We start from the raw sequence: 16,054 nt of genomic DNA, 5'->3' as shown, positions 1-16,054 counted from the left end.
CGGAAATCTTGCCTAAAATCGTCTCCAGATCGAAAGAACGGGCCCGCGGCTGATGGGGATCTCCTGGCCTGCGACGGTTTGTCTCCATCCGGCCTGCAAGCTCCAGGCGCCGAAATCACGCACCACCGAGGCTTCCAGGGACAGCCAGCGCGCGCCGCCATCGGCCGCGCCGCCGAACGCCTGACCCAGCATCATCCAATCCTCGCCGATCCGGGCGCCCGCCGTGGCGTCGATGCGGGTTTCGTCCGGCAAGCCGTCCCGCAGACGGCGTGCGGCCTGAAGCTCGACGAATGCGCCGTCCATTCCCCAGCGCTCGCCCATCTCGCCGAGGGACCGGCCGACCGACACGCGCGCCTCCCAATCGTGATCGCCGACGCCCGGCGCGGCATAGCCGGCGTTGCGCCCCTCCCCGGCCTGGGTATAGCCGCCGTAAAGGCTGACGGCGTTCTGGTCGTCGCGCCAGACCTGCCAGGTCGCACCGATCTCGATTGGGCCGCGCCCGCTGTAATCGACGAAGGCGTCCTCGCCGTCCTGCCGGTCCGCCTTCAGCTGAAGCGTCAGACGATCCGCCACGCCGTATTCGGCGAACAGACCCAATGTCGCGTCGCGCCGCTGGCCAGGCAGATCACGCTCCTCGCCAGCAGCGTCGAAGCCCGTGTCGGCGCTCAGCCGCTCGTATTTGACGATGGCTTGGCCCTTGCCCTTTGGCTGGGCCCAGGCGCCGGCGACGACTTCAGTCGGTGTCAGCGCCGCAAGGACCAGCGCCCCCGCGACAACGGGAACTAGGCGTCGTAGCCCGGCGACTTGCGATCCAACTGTCGCAGAGCGCCCGGCCAGGCCAGCGACGAGATGAACCCAATGCCGCGCCCCTGCTCCTTGGTTTCGGCCTGCGCTTCGTCCGGCGCCAGCAAGATGTGCTCGCGCCCGCCAGACAGCGCTGCAACCTGCTGCGCGCAGGCCCTTTCCAGGAAGAAGATGCCGATCCATGCCTGAGCCGCCGTTTCCCCGACCGCCAGCGTGCCATGGTTTCGCAGCAGCATCAGCGGTTTGTCCCCCAGGTCGGCGACCAGACGTTCGCGTTCGTCATGGTTCAGGGCCAACCCCTCATACCCATGATACGCAACCTGATGCTGTAGTAAACACGCGTTCTGACTGACGGGGAGCAAACCCTCGGCCTGAGCGGCGACGCCCACGCCGTTCACTGTATGCAGATGGATGACGAACTTGGCGTCTTCGCGCGCGGCGTGGACGGCCGAGTGGATGGTGAAGCCCGCCGGATTGATGAAATAGGGCGTATCCTGGACGATGTTCCCTTCCAGATCGACCTTCACCAACGACGAAGCGGTGATCTCGTCGAAGTAGAAGCCATAGGGATTGATCAGGAAATGATGCTCCGGCCCGGGCACGCGCGCCGAGATATGGGTGAAGATCATGTCGTCCCAACCGTTCAGGGCGACGAGCCGATATAGGGCCGCAAGCTCGACGCGGACCTGCCATTCGGCCTCGGACACGCGCGACTTGATCGAGGGACTGGTTCCGTCCGCCATGATTTCCTCCTGCCTCTGGATGGGCTTTTACAAACCGTCACCCCGCGCGGTCGCGTCGTCAAGCCGACAAGGCCGCCGTTGACGTGACGTCACCCCGTGAAGCGGCCTTGCTTAACCCGGTCTTCATCACGCAAGCATATGGTTAAGCATCGTAGCCGGTTCGGGGAGCCGCCTTGTCTGTCGTTCAACTGGAGCCGCCCCGCGACGCCTGGGACGACCGGACTGTGTCTGAGCTTCTGGCGCTGGCCAGCAGCCGTTCGGCCGACGATCGTCAGCGCCTGCTGCTGAAGGTCACCTCGCTGTGTGAATCCAATCCGCCGCCGCCCAAGGTCGCGCCGCTGCTCAGCGACATCTTCCTCGCTCTGACAGCCCAGGCCGAGCGGGATATTCGACTGGCCCTGTCCGAACGGATCGCTGGCGTCGATTGGGCCCCGCCAGCGCTGGTCAATATGCTGGCGCTGGATGAGATCGAGATCGCCCGCCCGGTCATCACCTCCAGCCCGCTTCTACAAAACGCCGACCTGATACGCCTGCTAATCGAGGCGACGCTGGAGCATCAGATCGCCGTCGCCCGGCGCCCGCAGCTGGCGCGGCCGGTCGTGGACACGATCGTCGATCGCGCAGAACCCGTCACCATGACGGCGCTGGCGTCCAACCGTACGGCCGACATTGGCGAAGACGCCATGCGCAAGCTGGTCGATCATTCGCGCCGCATAGCGGGCCTGCGGGCGCCGTTGACGCGTCACCCCAGGCTGAACGAACAGTTGGCTCAGCAGCTTTATCAATGGGTCGGCCAGGCTCTGCGTCAGTCGATCGGCGAACGCTTCCGCATCGACGACGCCCAGTTGAATGCGGCGGTTCAGGACGCGGCGGCGAAGGCTGTCGGCAGCCCGGAGTGGCGCGCCATGTCCGCCCGGACCGAGGATCGCGCACGCATCGACGCGGAACGACGACTGGTGGAAAAACTTCAAGCCGCCGGCCAGCTGCGCCCCGGTCTGCTGGTCCGCGCGCTACGAGAACAGCGTTTCGAACTGTTCGAACAGACCCTGGCGGCCCTGGGCGGCTTCAGTGAGGCTCAGGTGCATCACGCCATCCGCGCGCCGACCGCCGAACCGCTTTACCTGGCCTGCATTGCCGTAGGCGTGGATAAGGCCGTCTTCGCCTCTCTTTTGGTGGAAGTGCGCAAGCTTTCGGGCGGAATGCCTGCCGACGGCGGCTGGAAGGCGACGCCGATGAGCGCACACGCCGCCTCTCGCGCCTTCCATCAGATGATGCAGAAGCCCGCGACCGTTTGACTCTCGCCCTAAGCTCGGGCCACGTCGCCAAGTGACTCAGTCAAGCCCCACCCCCCTGCCGTCATCGCCCCGATTGGCCTTCGTCGCCAGCGACCGGCCCGAAGCCCAGGCGGCACGCAAGGCCTTGATCGCCCGCTATGGCGCCGTGTCTGAAGACGAGGCCGATGTAATAGTGGCCTTGGGCGGGGACGGGCAGATGCTGGAAACCCTGCACGGCAACCTGCGCCAGCGCACGCCCGTGTACGGGATGAACCGGGGATCGGTCGGCTTTCTGATGAACGACTACGACGACAACGGTCTGCTGGAGCGGATCGCGACGGCCGAAAGGACTGTCATCCACCCTCTGCAGATGGACGCCTGGACCGAAAGCGGCGAAGTCCACACCGGCTTGGCCATCAACGAGGTGTCGCTGCTGCGCCAGACGCGCCAGTCGGCCAAGCTGCGCATCACTGTCGATGAACGCGTGCGGCTGGAAGAACTGTCCTGCGATGGCTGCCTCGTGGCGACGCCTGCGGGATCGACCGCCTATAACCTGTCGGCGCACGGCCCGATCATTCCTCTGGACGCCCGCATCCTGGCCCTGACGCCGATCAGCGCCTTCCGTCCCCGTCGCTGGCGCGGCGCCCTGTTGTCGCACGGCGCCAAGGTGCGGTTCGAGGTCCTGGAGGCCGACAAACGCCCGGTCTCGGCCACCGCCGACAACTTCGAGGTCCGCCGTGTCGCACGCGTAGAGGTGCGCGAGCGTCGTGACGTCACCCTGACCATGCTCTTCGATGCGGGCCGGTCGTTCGATGAGCGGGTGATGGCCGAACAGTTCGCGAACTGATCGGTCACGGCTTCTTAAGCCCGCTACCGTATCTTGGCGTGAACGTCCTATGGAGCCCGCCATGAGCAATCCGGCGCAGATCACCCCTCCGACCAACTCGCTACGTCTCAAGGTCGGCGGCGGCTTCGGCATCAACGCCGACGCCATCGCTCGTGCAGAGGAGGCGCTGAAAGCCATGTCGGCCCAGTTCGGCCAGTGGCTGAACGACGAGATCGTCAAGCTGGACAAGGCTCAGGCCGACATCCGTGAGCAGGGCTACACCCCCGTCACCGCAGAGGCTCTATATTTCCGCGCTCATGATCTGAAGGGCTTGGGCACGACCTATGAATATCCGCTGGTGACGCGCATCGCTGGTTCGTTGTGCAAGATGCTGGACGACGCCGATCGCCGAATGACTGCGCCGATCGCCATCCTGGACGCCCACATCGACGCCATCCGCGCCGTGGTCCGCGACCAGATCAAGACTGACGAACATCCGACCGGCCGCGCCTTGGCCGAGACCCTGGAAGCGCGCGTCGCAGATCACCTCGCAGGCTGAAGTCCCTCCAGCCGTTTGCGAAGGCCCGTCGTCTCTGGCGGGCCTTTTTCTTTGAGCCTGATCGGTCGAAACAAATCGCTTCGCGATCTCGTCGATGCCGTGAATCAAGCTCTCAGGATCAGGCCGCGTTGGCGGCGGTCAGGCTAAGCGACGGCGACTGATCCAACCGCTCCATCAGATAGGCCAGATCGTCGCGCAGTACGGCCGGACGCTGGGTCAGGAACCGCTCCAGCATCTGATCGCGGAAATAGGCGCTCGACGTATCGATCCCCTCCGCCGCCAGCGCACGCCAGGTGTCGACCCCCGCGCGGAAGGCTTGGAACAGGCGCGGCGGCAAACCCGCGCGATCATAGATTGCCTTCAGCCCCAACGGACCGGCGTCATGCACCATCAGCCAGGCGCGGTGATGGGGCGTGTTTGCCAGTTCGGCCAGCCCATATTCGAACATCGCCATCTGACCCCGCGCCAGTCCGCGCAACAGCAACGATGCATTCAGGACGCGACGGGCGTTCAACTGGGTCATGAAGGCCGCCAGATCGGTGCTGACGCTGGCCTGATCGACCAGATCCACCGTCATCCGCTCACGAGAGTATTGGGCCAGACGGATCGCAGTTTCCGGGGCCACAGCGTGATGGCTGATCAGATGTTCGCGCACCGCCTCGCTGGCCAATTGGATCAACCGCTCGGTCACATGCAGCGGCAGGACCTGGCGATAGGCCACGGCGGTCAGCACTTCGGGTGCTTCGGCGAAACGATCGACGACGGTCGCCAGCGCCCCTTCGGACAGGTCGGCGTTGTCATTCGCCGCCAAGGTGCGAACCGACTGCTCACATCCTTCGGCCGCCAACACGGTTGCGACATCGCGCGACACCCGCGCCCGCCCCGCCACGGCGACCTGACGCACGACCGATCCGGCGCGCACGATCTCGATCAGATCCTCGTCGCTGAACGCCGGCGAGGAAGCGATGATCGGCAGGGCGATGCTGTCCAGATCGCCGGCCAGTTTGCGCGCCACGTCGTTGGGAATCAGATCGGACGCCTTAAGCGTCACGGCCATAGCGCGACGCACCAGTTCGGCGGCGTCATTGGCCAGCAGACGCAGGATTTTCTGCGCCGCCGCCCTGTCGTCCTCATTCAGTTCCGCGCGCTCCATGTTGCGGCACAGCTTGTGCGCCGCCTCGGCCCGCTCATCGTCGTCCGTCGCCTTGATCAGGCGTCGAATGTCCACTTCTGTCAGGCGGGCGCGGAAGGCGGTCATGGACGGCTCGTGATGGAATCGGACGTTGATCCCAGAATGAGACTGCCATGCTTAACGGGCGCTTTACCATCGGTTGCAATGCAACGACTCAGGTCGATTCCTTGCCATTTGGCGAGAAAGCGCCGCCGAAGCCGCTGCTGGATGATCCATCCTGACCGAGCAATAGCGCCAGAAGGCCTTGATCCTGCTTCAGCCGATCCAGACGTGCGGCCAGCATCTGGTCCTTGTCGCTCAGGTTCGGCACGGCGTATTTCGTCTCGCCGGCTCCGGCGGCGGGTGCGCCCTCGCCTGCCGTGCGCTGCAGATTGGCGTGGACCTCGGCGACCGTGGCGGCGCGTCCATTGCGATAGAAGATGCTGCGGTTGGCCCGCGCAGCGTCGGGGAACAGCGCTGCGGCGCTGCCGCCCGGATTACGATCCATCGCCTCCATCAAACCGGCGGCCCCAGCCGGCCCCAGGAAATGAGCCGCATACAGATCGCCTGCGCCCGGTTCCTTGCCCGTACGTCCGCGGAGATAGGCGGCATTGGACGCCGTCAACTCAGCCGCCATGGTCGAGGCTGCATGGGGATCGAACCGCAGGTCCAGCACCACGTTGCGCGCCGAACCCTCGACGCGCCAACGTCCGTCCGACCCGCGATGGATCAGATCGGCGTATTGGCCGTAGCCGTGCTGGGCCCCGTGCTGCTTGACCGTGCCCAGCCAAGTCTGTTCGATGAATTGAAACAGGCCGGCGGCCGACGAGGTCGGGGCCTTGGCCGACGGGTTCATCGCGCTCTCGCGCCGCGCGGTCTTGACCAGGAAGTCATAGTCCACGCCAACGGCGTTCGATGCGCGCCGGATGGCCGCCTCTACCCCGCCTGTCGATGGAATCGCTCCGATACCCATGTGCGAAGGGTCGGCGAACGTAGTTAACCAACTCTTAATTCTTAACGGTCGCGTTAACGCCTCGACCTTCGTCGAACGGGAAAACTTCGCCGTAAAGCCGCCACAACCTGCGCGCTCAACTTCCAGTTACGGGCGCTGCGGGGGCGGTGAACGAGGGAGTGACGTTATGATGATCCGTGCTGCCGGTGGTCCCGGCTTGATCAGCCCGATCGACTTCGGGGAACGCAAGAAACCCATCCCGCGCTGGATGCTGGGCGCCATCGGCGTGTCGGTGGTCCTGCACGTTGCGGCGGGGGTGGCGCTTTATAATCAACGGTTCGAGTTGAGTGCGCCGCCCATCGAAGACATCCTCGACCCGCCGGTCTCGGTGATGATGGCGCCGCCCAAACCCAAGCCCTTGCCCACGCCTGAAACGGCGGCGCCGCCCACGCCCATTCACAAATCGGCGATCCCCGTGCCCTCGACGGTGCAGACGATCCCGCTGACGCCGCCCGAGCCCGGCGTCGTTACCGCTCAACCTGGTCTGCCGACCATCAGCGTCGCTCCCACCGGCGTTGAGGGCGGCACGGCAACCGTCGAGACGCCACCGCGCCCGCCGTCGGTGATCAACAATCCATCTTGGGCCAGCCGGCCTTCGGCGGCGCAGATGGCGCGGGCTTATCCGACCCGCGCCGCAGAGAACGGCACGCCGGGTTCGGCGACGCTCAGTTGCGTGGTCAATGCGGACGGCGGCCTGAACGGCTGCCGGGTCGTGGGCGAGACACCGAGCGGCCAGGGCTTCGGCCGCGCCGCGCAGAGCCTGACGCGGTCGTTCCGCATGAACCCGCGCACCGTTGACGGCCGGCCTGTCGACGGCGCGACCGTCAACTTCACCGTCCGGTTCGCGATGGAAGGCTAGAACCGACCAGGGTCGAGGGCGCGGGCGTGTGGCGACGCCGTCCGCCCCTCGATCGCATCGGCGACCACGGCGCCGACCAAGGGCCCCAGCAACCAGCCGTTTCGACGCGGCGCCAAGGCCATAAACAGACCCTCTTCACCAGGCGCCGCGCCCGCGAGGGGCAGACCATCCGCCGTAGCGCCCCGGATGCCGACGCGCCATTCGATAGACAGCGGCTCAGGCGACCGACCCAGCGCAGCCCACCCCGCTTGGGTCAGGCGTTCGGACGCCTCGGCATCCGGCGTCGTATCCCGCCGCCCCGGCTCCATCGTCGCTCCGATGACCGCGCCCGAGGCCATTGGCGCGACATAGGCGCCCGGCCCGCGCACAACATGATCGACAAGATGTCCGGCTGCCACGCCGATCTGTCCGCGGATCGGCTCGATATCTGCGATCAAACGGCGCGCGGCCTCGGGCAGACCAATGATGGCGTCACCGGCGCCGGTGGCCAGCACGACCGCGTCCGCATCCAGCCATCGATCACCGACTTTGAGCCGCCAGCCGCCATCGGTGCGGGCGATCGTCGTCACCGTCCCCGCGATGACAGCCGCGCCCAGCGCCTGCCTTAGCGCCGCCACGGCCTGTGTTGGCTCAACCTGATAGTCCTCTTCGGTCGTGACGCTGGCGCCATCGCGCCGCGCGTCGAAGCCCAGCGCGCCCAGCCGCGCCTCCATCGCCCCCACATCGCCGCCTCGCCATTCGGCGCGTCGACGCGCCAGAGCGATGCTGGCGGCGCTCGCGAACTTGGGCCACAGGTCGCGTCCCGCCCGAAACAGCCGCGCGCGATCAACCGACACGTCGTCGATGGCTGATTCCATCGCCGGGGCGATCATCCCCGCAGCCACCAAGGAGGCGTTCACCCAGCCTGGATCGACCACCAACACCGCCCAGCCACGCCGATGCAGTTCGAACGCCGTGCAAAGCCCCAGCACGCCGGCGCCGACGATCACGATGGGAGAGGAAGATGTCACGGGCCGTCTGATCGACCCGTGACGCCCCTATTGCAAGATGGCTTTCGCCTATTCCGCGGCCATTGAGGCCGCGCCGGCGTCGTCCAGGCGCGCGACCAGGGCCGCATGCTGGTCCCACAGGGCGGTCGGCAGTCGATCGCCGAACTGGCGGTAGAAGTCGGGGATCAGCGCCGCCTCTTCGGCCCAGACGCCTGCATCCACGTCCAGCAGGATCGACAGTTGCGCCGGCGTCAGGTCAAGGCCTGACAGGTCCAGCGCGGCGACGGACGGCACGCGCCCGACCGCCGTATCGAGCGCCTCAGCCTCGCTGTCGATCCGTTCGCTGATCCATTTCAAAACACGAACGTTGTCGCCGAAACCGGGCCAGACGAAGCGGCCGTCCTGATCCTTTCTGAACCAGTTGACGAAGAAGATGCGCGGCAGTTTCGACGAGTCTCGCCCATGGCCCATCTTCAGCCAGTGGGCGAAATAGTCGCCCATGTTGTAGCCGCAGAACGGCAGCATGGCGAAGGGATCGCGGCGCAATTCGCCGACCTTGTTCTCGGCCGCCGCCGTGCCTTCGGACGCCACGGTCGAGCCCATGAAGACGCCGTGCTCCCAATCGAAGGCTTCGGTCACCAACGGCACGGCGCTGGCGCGACGACCGCCGAACAGAATCGCGTCGATCGGCACGCCCCTGGGATCTTCCCATTCCGGCGCGATGGCCGGGCATTGGCTGGCGGGCGCCGCGAAACGGGCGTTGGGGTGCGCGGCGGGTTCGCCGGACGCGGGATCGTGCGGATGTCCCTTCCAGTTCGTCAGGCCCTCAGGCGCCTGTTTCGTCAGCCCCTCCCACCAGACGTCGCCATCGTTGGTCAGGGCGGTGTTGGTGAAGATGGTGTTGGAGGCCAGAGTCTCCAGCGCATTATGATTGGTGTTGCGGCTCGTGCCCGGCGCGACGCCGAAGAAGCCGGCTTCGGGATTGACCGCATAAAGCCGCCCGTCGTCGCCGAACCGCATCCAGGCGATGTCGTCGCCGATGGTCTCGGCCTTCCAACCCGGCAGGCTGGGCTGCAACATGGCCAGGTTGGTCTTGCCGCACGCGCTGGGGAAGGCGGCGGCGACGTATTTCGCCCGGCCTTTCGGATCCGTCAGCTTCAGTATCAGCATGTGCTCGGCCAGCCATCCCTCATCGCGAGCCATGATCGAGGCGATGCGCAGAGCGTAGCATTTCTTGCCCAACAGGGCGTTGCCGCCATAGCCCGAGCCATAGGACCAGATTTCCCGCGTCTCGGGGAAATGCACGATCCATTTGTCGTCGTTGCAGGGCCAGGGCACGTCCGCCTGACCGTCGGCCAGCGGCGCACCCAGCGTATGGACGGCCGGCACGAACACGCCGTTATCGCCCAACTGATCCAGCGCCGGCTTACCCATGCGGGTCATCACCCTCATGGACAGGGCGACATAACCGCTGTCGGTGATCTCGACGCCCAGGGCGCTGATCTCCGACCCCAGCGGACCCATGCAGAACGGGACGACATACATGGTGCGGCCGGCCATGCAGCCTTCGAACAGACCATCCAGACGTTCGCGCATCTCGATCGGATCAGCCCAGTTGTTGGTCGGGCCGGCGTCAGCCTCGTCGTCCGAGCAGATGAACGTGCGGCTCTCGACGCGCGCCACATCGCGGGGATCGGAGGCGGCGTAGTAGCAGCCCGGCCGTTTGGTCTGATCCAGCGCCTTCAGCGTGCCCTTGGCCAGCAGGTCGGCGGTGATGGCCTCTTTCTCGGCCTCGGAGCCGTCGCACCAATGGACCTTGGCGGGCTTGGTCAGGGCGGCGATCTGCTCGACCCAGGCGATCAGCCCGGCATGGGCAGTGGGCGCCGGGCGCAAGCCGGGCGTGGAAGGATTGGACAAGGACGTCTCCTGAGCAAAAAGAGCCCGGCGATCTGACGCCGCCATGACCCGACACATAACGATCACGCACTGTTACAAGCGAAATGCGCCGTCGTTTCCGCCGCGTCAAACCGCGCACGAAAGCGCCGATGTCTACCGGTGTCGTGGGCAAAAGATCGCAGATGCGATCGCGGCGTCAGAGCGGTAGAAGGGCCTGTGCAAGCACTGGATTCACTCACTGTCCTGCCTGACGGCGCGCTTACCTCGCCTGCCGCGCGCCGAAACGCCGAGGCGATTCTTCGCGTCCTCCGCGCCCATCTGCCGAGGCGCGGATCGGTGCTCGAGATCGCGTCCGGATCGGGCGAACACGCCGCCGCCTTCGCCGCCGCCATGCCTGATCTGGACTGGACGCCCAGCGACCCCAGCGATCAGGCCCGCGAAAGCATCGCCGCCTGGAGCCGCCAGCTTGCTCTGTCGAACCTGAAGCCGCCGTTGGCGATCGACGCAGGCGACCTCGCGACATGGCCGACCGACACCTTTGACGCCCTATATTGTGCGAACATGACGCACATCAGCCCCTGGTCGGCGACCGAGGGGCTGATGCATCTGGCCGGTCGCGTCCTGCGACGCCCCGGCGCTCTGCTGGCGCTCTACGGCCCCTATCGTGAGGCTGGGATTCCGCTGGCGGAATCGAACGCCGCCTTCGACGACAGTCTGAAGGCGCGAAACGCGGAATGGGGTCTGCGTGACCGCGAGGCGGTGGAGGCCCTCGCCCGCTCGCATGGCCTTGCGGCCACGCTGCGGGTTCAGATGCCGGCGAACAACCTCATCCTGCTGTTCCGCACCGTCTAATCAGGCGATCGCGCCGACAAGCTTGGACAGTTCGTTCCGGTCGTTCAGCAGGGTCACGGCGCCGTCCTTAAACACCGCCCCATCGGCCTCGGCCGGTACGCCGAAGCTTTCCGCCGCCAAGGCCACACCATCGGCGAAGGCGATGACCGTCAGGGCGTTTGCACGCGCCAGGTCAAGCAGTGACTTGACCGCCGCCAGCGACGCCTCGTCCGTCGAACCGCCCGGAACGACCAAACCCTTCAGACGGCCTTCGGCGATGTCCTTGGCCGTTGCGGTGGCCAGCACGGTCACGCCGCCGGCGATCAAACTGGCGTCGCCCGTCGAGATCGGGGCCAAGCCCACGCCTTCGGCCCGCAACGCGCCCTCCACGTCGCCCAACTCGCCGAACGCCATGTCACGCCGCATCACCAGCCCCATGCGCAGACGGGTGGGAACAGGACGGTTGTAACCGGTGCGACGGGGGCCTGCGGAAGATTTGTTTTGAGCGAACAAGACGTCTCCTTGAAATGTTTTAATACTAATCCAGATCCGACAAGCGACGCTGTCGAACCACCCACGCCGATGACCAGAAAAATGAAAATCGACGGGTCCGACGCGTGTCGTCCCGCACTCTGGGTCATTTGTGGAATGCCGTCAGATATAGTGACGATCCCGGCCGGATCAACCTACCAGTTCGAACAGACTGGCCTTGCTGATCCTGAAAACGGCGACCCGCTTGCTCGCGATCCCGCCCAGCTCTAGACACCCGCATCGACTGGACGACGGAATCGCATGGCCTTCACCCGCACCTATGACGGCGACGAACCCGTTCGCGTGAACAAATGGCTGGGCCAGACCGGCGTCTGTTCGCGGCGCGAGGCGGATACCTTGATCGCCAATGGTCTGGTCTCCATCGATGGCGAGACGATCAGCGACGCCGGCCGAAAGATTCAGCCGGGCGAGACCCTGACCCTGAACGACACCGCCCAGGCGGCGCTGGCGACCGGCATGACCCTGGTGCTGCACAAGCCGATCGGTTACGTCTCGGGCCAGCCCGATCCCGGCAAGATCCCGGCCGTGCGCCTGTTGAAGACGCCGAACCGCATCGGCGAGGGCGAGACGCCTGCCCGCGACGCCTCCCTGCCCCCCATTGGCCGGCTGGACGAGGATTCACGCGGCCTGTTGCTTTTGTCGTCGGACGGCGTCGTCGCCAAGGCGGTGATCGGCCCGGCGTCAGAGCTCGACAAGGAATATCTGGTCGTCGTCGATGGTTTGATCACCGAAGGCAAGCTCAGCAAGCTGCGCCACGGCCTGTCGCTGAACGACAAGCCGCTGAAGCCCGCCCGCGTCACCCAGACGGGTCCGCAAAGCCTGCGTTTCATCCTTACCGAGGGCAAGTATCGCCAGATCCGCCGCATGTGCGAACTGGTCGGGCTGGAGGTCGTGGATCTTTATCGCATTCGCATCGGCCCGCTGGAACTGGGCGACCTGCCCGAGGGTCGCTGGCGTCACCTGACCAACCAGGAACGCGCGATGCTGATCGCGGCCTCGACGACGCCGCCCGCGCTCTAATCGAGCGCCCTAATCGAGCGCTCTGAACCACAGATCCAGCAGTTGGGCCTCCGCGCGGCGCGCCTCGGTGCGTTCGGCGGCCTCGGCGTCCACGCCCCACTGCTCTTCTTGGAACAGCTCGTCGATCCGCGACAGGTCGAACGCCTCCGCGCCATCCAACGCCCCCTGTTCCACCGCCAAAGCCAACACAGCCGACCCCAGCAGAGGCACGGCCGTCGCCAGTCCGGTCAGGCGGAAGTCGTCCAGCGACAGGGCATGCGCCTTGACCCGCGCGATGGCGTCCGGCGACTGCGGCAGATGCACGATGCCGGCGACCGGCTCCAGCGCCACGCCCATCTCGCGCGCGGCCCAATCGCGCCAAGGCCCCCACTGCCGCGCCTGCCGTTCGACCAGCGGCGTCGGATGCTCAGCCAGATAGCAGACCACGTCCGACCCGGCATAGGCGGCGATCTCGTCCGCCACCGCATCGCGCGCCTGCCCGATCCGGTCGATCGCGGTGGAGGCCAGCCGCGTCGCCGGCATGGTCGACGGATCCAGAAACTGCCCCTGCGCCGCCCATTCGTCCGCGACCAACTGCGCTGCAGCCTGCGTCGGCAAGACTAGCGCCGCCTTGTCCGGGGTCTTCGGCGTACGCCCGTCCAGCAGCACGGCCCAGCCGCCCTCGGAATGCGGAGCGACGACCGCCTCTTTCCAGAAGCGTGTGATCCGAGCTTCCGTTTCGCGAAAGCCCTTTCGCGCGGCGACCATCGGGTCGAGCGGGGGGATATGGCTCATCGTATTCTCTTCACGCCAAGGAAGGGATCATCCTCCGCCTCGTCTTCAGAAAAGCCGAAGTGGGCGAAGCCGGCTTTCATCTCGGGGCTCAAGGGGGAGGTGACCTTCAGGACGCCGCCGCGCGGGTGGTCCAGTTCGATGCTGCGAGCGTGCAGTTGCAGCTTCAGGGGGCCCGACAGTTCGCGCGATTTCTCGTCGCCGTATTTCGGATCGCCCAGGATCGGATGGCCGATCCCCGCCATATGGGCGCGTAGCTGGTGCGTCCGTCCGGTGAAGGGGCGCAGGGCCATCCAGGCCGCCCGGTGCGAAGCGCGGCTGATGGTCGAGAACGCCGTCTCGGCCGGTTCGGCGCGCGGGTCCTTGCGCTCGGCCGGTCGCATCATCTCGAAGTCGTTGATGCCGGTCTTCTTCAGCGGCATGTCGATCTGGCCCGAATAGGGTTTAGGATTGCCGATGACGATGGCCCAATAGGTCTTCTTGGCCTGCCGACGGGCAAAGGCGCCCGCCAGTCGCTTGGCCGCCTCCGGCCCCTTGCCCAGCAGCAGGACGCCCGAGGTGTCGCGGTCCAGCCGGTGGACCAGGCGCGGTCGCTCCAGCCCTTCGCCCCAGGCCGACAGCAGGCGGTCCACGTGACGGCTCGTCTTGGTCCCGCCCTGCACCGCCAGGCCATGCGGCTTGTTCAGGGCGATGACCATGTCGTCTTCGTAAAGCACCAGCGACTTGGCGAAGGCGATGTCCCTTTCGGACAAGGTGTGGGCGTCGCCGGCCTGGCGAGAGGTGTCGTCGGGAATCGGCGGCACGCGCACGGCGGCGCCGGCGGTCAGTCGGCCTTCGGGCTTGATGCGGGCCCCGTCCACGCGGATTTGACCGCTGCGGGCCATCTTTTGCACTTGGATGTTGGACAGGTGCGGCCAGCGACGGCGGAACCAGCGATCCAGCCGGATGCCGTCCTCATCCTCGGCGACATAGATCGTCAGGACTTCGCGCTTGGGCGCATCGGCTGCGGGCGGCTGATCGGTCAAGCGGGAACTCCAAAGGCGCGGCGGGCGACCATCAGGCCGACGAACAGGGCCGCGATGGCCAGAACCACCGAGCCGATCACATAGGCGGCGGCCAGGCCCATCTCTCGGCGCTCGATCATCTGTACCGCTTCCAGCGAATAGGACGAAAAGGTCGTGAACCCGCCCAGCACGCCTACCGCCGCAAACAGGCGCACCATCTCCTGCTGCGCCCCGCCCCGGAATGCCAGCCAGCCGACGAGCAAACCCATCAGCAGACCCCCGGCGACGTTTGTGGCGAAGGTGCCCACGGGCCAGCCGGCATTTGGCGCGAGTCGCCCGGCCGCGAGGCCCAGGCCATAGCGCGCCATGGAGCCGATGGCCCCACCTGCCGCAACGAGAAGAAAACGTGTCATCGTGCGGCGATATATACGCCGCCCGCGCCGAAAGCGATGGTCAGCGCGGGATGGAACTCTGGACAGAGCGCGCATCATAGGCGTTGGGCCGATCCGGCTTCTGGCCGCGTCCCAAAACCACTTCCAGCGTCGTCGAGGTCGGCTGTGGTCCGCTGAAGTTCAGACCGACGCCCACACCGACGCCCGAGGCCGAATAGCCGCCATATCGGCTGCTGCCGCCGCCGATGGAGACGCTCGGGCTGACCCCGCCCGCGCCCCCCAGCCGGCCATCGGTCCAGCTCTGTGTCACCTCGAACCAGTCGTAGCCTTGTTCGGTGGTCAGGTCGGCGGCGCGCACAAGCGCCCAATCGGCGACACGGCCCGCCGCGCCGACGCCGTTGTAGGTGACCCGATAGCGATTGGATTCGATCCGCTGCTCGGAATACCCCTGCCCGTTCGGCCCCATTTGGGCGCCATAGGGCGCCAGGCTAGCGCAGGCGGTCAGGGCCAGGGCGGAAAGACCGGTCAGGGCGAGGGCGAGACGCTTCATCAGAGGTATCCTTTCAACGACATAGCGCCAAAACGCGCACGCCGTTCCCTGAAGCGCCGTTGACCTAAAGACCCAGCGCCGTTCTCAGCTTCGCGAAATCCTCGGGCGGCGGCGCTTCGACCGTCGTCGTCCCGCCCTCGGGATGCGGAAAGCTCAATTTGGCGGCATGCAGCATCAGACGCGGCGCCGGCCCGACCGGCGTGGTCAGGGCGCCCCCGTAGCGCACGTCCCCGATCAATGCCCGGCCGATATGGGCCATATGTACACGCAGCTGATGCATCCGCCCGGTCAGCGGCTCCAGCTCGACCAAGGCTCCTTCCGGTCCTGCGGCTAAGGTCCGATAGCGGCTCTGCGACCCTTGTGCGCCCGGCGCGTCAAAGGCGACGACCCGCATATAGCTCTCGCGCCCGATCTCTTCGCGACGCAGCGGCGCGTCGATGGTCGCCGCCTTGGGCTCAGGCGCCGCCGACAGCAGGGCCAGATACTGTTTCCTGAACCGCCGCATCTGCAACGCCTTGCCCAGAAAACTCGCCGCCGGCTTGGTCTTGGCCGCCAGAATCACGCCGGAGGTGTCGCGATCCAGCCGATGAACCAGCTCCGGCCGCTTGCCGTTCGAACGCGCAAACGCCCACAGCAGATCGTCCAGCGTATGCGCCTTGATCCGCCCGCCCTGGCTGGACAGGCCCGGCGGCTTTGAGAAGGCGATGACGTGCGCATCCTCGTGGATCACCCACGACCGGACGGCGGCGATTTCGTCTTCGGACAGGACGACAGGTTGGCGGTCGGACATCGGGCGCTTCT

The 16,054-nt window shown here is 66.3% G+C and carries 18 protein-coding genes; 6 read left to right on the top strand and 12 right to left on the bottom strand.

Annotated elements, in window-relative coordinates; translation table 11 throughout:
• Positions 1 to 12 precede the first annotated feature (12 nt).
• Positions 13 to 597, bottom strand: a complete 585-nt coding sequence (locus ASF31_RS11965; RefSeq protein WP_369814642.1) for a hypothetical protein — start codon at positions 595 to 597, stop codon at positions 13 to 15.
• 185 nt (positions 598 to 782) lie between these two features.
• Entirely contained in the window at positions 783 to 1,547 is a 765-nt protein-coding gene (locus ASF31_RS11960) for a class II aldolase/adducin family protein (protein ID WP_055754843.1), read from the bottom strand.
• A 173-nt stretch (positions 1,548 to 1,720) separates the two neighbouring features.
• Between ASF31_RS11960 and ASF31_RS11955 the strand changes: the two genes are divergently transcribed.
• From ASF31_RS11955 to ASF31_RS11945, 3 genes are all read left to right on the top strand, one after another.
• Positions 1,721 to 2,842: a DUF2336 domain-containing protein gene (locus ASF31_RS11955; RefSeq protein WP_055754842.1), complete on the top strand. Its 1,122-nt coding sequence runs from the start codon at positions 1,721 to 1,723 to the stop codon at positions 2,840 to 2,842.
• 73 nt (positions 2,843 to 2,915) lie between these two features.
• Positions 2,916 to 3,668, top strand: coding sequence for an NAD kinase (locus ASF31_RS11950; protein ID WP_156356040.1), 753 nt, complete (start codon positions 2,916 to 2,918; stop codon positions 3,666 to 3,668).
• 61 nt (positions 3,669 to 3,729) lie between these two features.
• Complete coding sequence (locus tag ASF31_RS11945; protein ID WP_055754927.1) at positions 3,730 to 4,206, top strand: hypothetical protein; 477 nt, start codon at positions 3,730 to 3,732, stop codon at positions 4,204 to 4,206.
• A gap of 118 nt (positions 4,207 to 4,324) precedes the next feature.
• Here the strand turns inward: ASF31_RS11945 and ASF31_RS11940 are convergent, their stop codons facing one another.
• A complete protein-coding gene (locus tag ASF31_RS11940; protein WP_055754841.1) occupies positions 4,325 to 5,464 on the bottom strand; it encodes a DUF2336 domain-containing protein in 1,140 nt (379 codons plus the stop codon).
• An 88-nt stretch (positions 5,465 to 5,552) separates the two neighbouring features.
• On the bottom strand, positions 5,553 to 6,350 hold the full coding sequence (locus ASF31_RS11935) for a transglycosylase SLT domain-containing protein (protein WP_055754840.1): 798 nt from the start codon (positions 6,348 to 6,350) through the stop codon (positions 5,553 to 5,555).
• A 166-nt stretch (positions 6,351 to 6,516) separates the two neighbouring features.
• Here ASF31_RS11935 and ASF31_RS11930 point away from each other — a divergent pair, with 166 nt between their 5' ends.
• Entirely contained in the window at positions 6,517 to 7,248 is a 732-nt protein-coding gene (locus ASF31_RS11930) for a TonB family protein (RefSeq protein WP_055754839.1), read from the top strand.
• Here ASF31_RS11930 and ASF31_RS11925 read toward each other — a convergent pair.
• Entirely contained in the window at positions 7,245 to 8,258 is a 1,014-nt protein-coding gene (locus tag ASF31_RS11925; RefSeq protein WP_235551328.1) for an FAD-binding oxidoreductase, read from the bottom strand. The genes ASF31_RS11930 and ASF31_RS11925 overlap by 4 nt on opposite strands.
• 48 nt (positions 8,259 to 8,306) lie before the next feature.
• Positions 8,307 to 10,154, bottom strand: coding sequence for a phosphoenolpyruvate carboxykinase (GTP) (locus ASF31_RS11920; RefSeq protein ID WP_055754837.1), 1,848 nt, complete (start codon positions 10,152 to 10,154; stop codon positions 8,307 to 8,309).
• A 138-nt stretch (positions 10,155 to 10,292) separates the two neighbouring features.
• On the opposite strand from ASF31_RS11920, the gene ASF31_RS11915 reads away from it, so the two are divergent.
• Positions 10,293 to 10,985, top strand: coding sequence for a DUF938 domain-containing protein (locus ASF31_RS11915; protein ID WP_369814641.1), 693 nt, complete (start codon positions 10,293 to 10,295; stop codon positions 10,983 to 10,985).
• Here ASF31_RS11915 and ASF31_RS11910 read toward each other — a convergent pair whose 3' ends face one another.
• A complete protein-coding gene (locus tag ASF31_RS11910) occupies positions 10,986 to 11,477 on the bottom strand; it encodes a hypothetical protein (protein WP_235551327.1) in 492 nt (163 codons plus the stop codon).
• Positions 11,478 to 11,756: 279 nt separating this feature from the next.
• Here ASF31_RS11910 and ASF31_RS11905 point away from each other — a divergent pair, with 279 nt between their 5' ends.
• Positions 11,757 to 12,536, top strand: coding sequence for a pseudouridine synthase (locus tag ASF31_RS11905; protein ID WP_055754836.1), 780 nt, complete (start codon positions 11,757 to 11,759; stop codon positions 12,534 to 12,536).
• Between the two features lie 9 nt (positions 12,537 to 12,545).
• Here ASF31_RS11905 and ASF31_RS11900 read toward each other — a convergent pair whose 3' ends face one another.
• From ASF31_RS11900 to ASF31_RS11880, 5 genes are all read right to left on the bottom strand, one after another.
• On the bottom strand, positions 12,546 to 13,310 hold the full coding sequence (locus ASF31_RS11900) for an ATP12 family chaperone protein (protein WP_082465133.1): 765 nt from the start codon (positions 13,308 to 13,310) through the stop codon (positions 12,546 to 12,548).
• The gene (locus ASF31_RS11895) at positions 13,307 to 14,332 is read right to left on the bottom strand and encodes an RluA family pseudouridine synthase (protein ID WP_055754834.1); all 1,026 of its coding nucleotides are present in this window, start codon (positions 14,330 to 14,332) and stop codon (positions 13,307 to 13,309) included. The genes ASF31_RS11900 and ASF31_RS11895 overlap by 4 nt, the downstream gene beginning before the upstream one ends.
• Positions 14,329 to 14,724, bottom strand: a complete 396-nt coding sequence (gene crcB / locus ASF31_RS11890; protein ID WP_055754833.1) for a fluoride efflux transporter CrcB — start codon at positions 14,722 to 14,724, stop codon at positions 14,329 to 14,331. Before crcB ends, ASF31_RS11895 begins: the two co-directional genes overlap by 4 nt.
• A gap of 40 nt (positions 14,725 to 14,764) precedes the next feature.
• On the bottom strand, positions 14,765 to 15,253 hold the full coding sequence (locus ASF31_RS11885) for a hypothetical protein (protein ID WP_055754832.1): 489 nt from the start codon (positions 15,251 to 15,253) through the stop codon (positions 14,765 to 14,767).
• A gap of 64 nt (positions 15,254 to 15,317) precedes the next feature.
• Entirely contained in the window at positions 15,318 to 16,043 is a 726-nt protein-coding gene (locus ASF31_RS11880; RefSeq protein WP_055754831.1) for an RluA family pseudouridine synthase, read from the bottom strand.
• Between the last annotated feature and the right edge of the window lie 11 nt (positions 16,044 to 16,054).

The sequence above is a fragment of the Brevundimonas sp. Leaf280 genome, from assembly GCF_001422455.1.
Lineage (GTDB): Bacteria > Pseudomonadota > Alphaproteobacteria > Caulobacterales > Caulobacteraceae > Brevundimonas.
The sequence above is the reverse complement of the archived record's forward strand: the minus strand, read 5'-3'. Positions and strand labels throughout refer to the sequence as shown.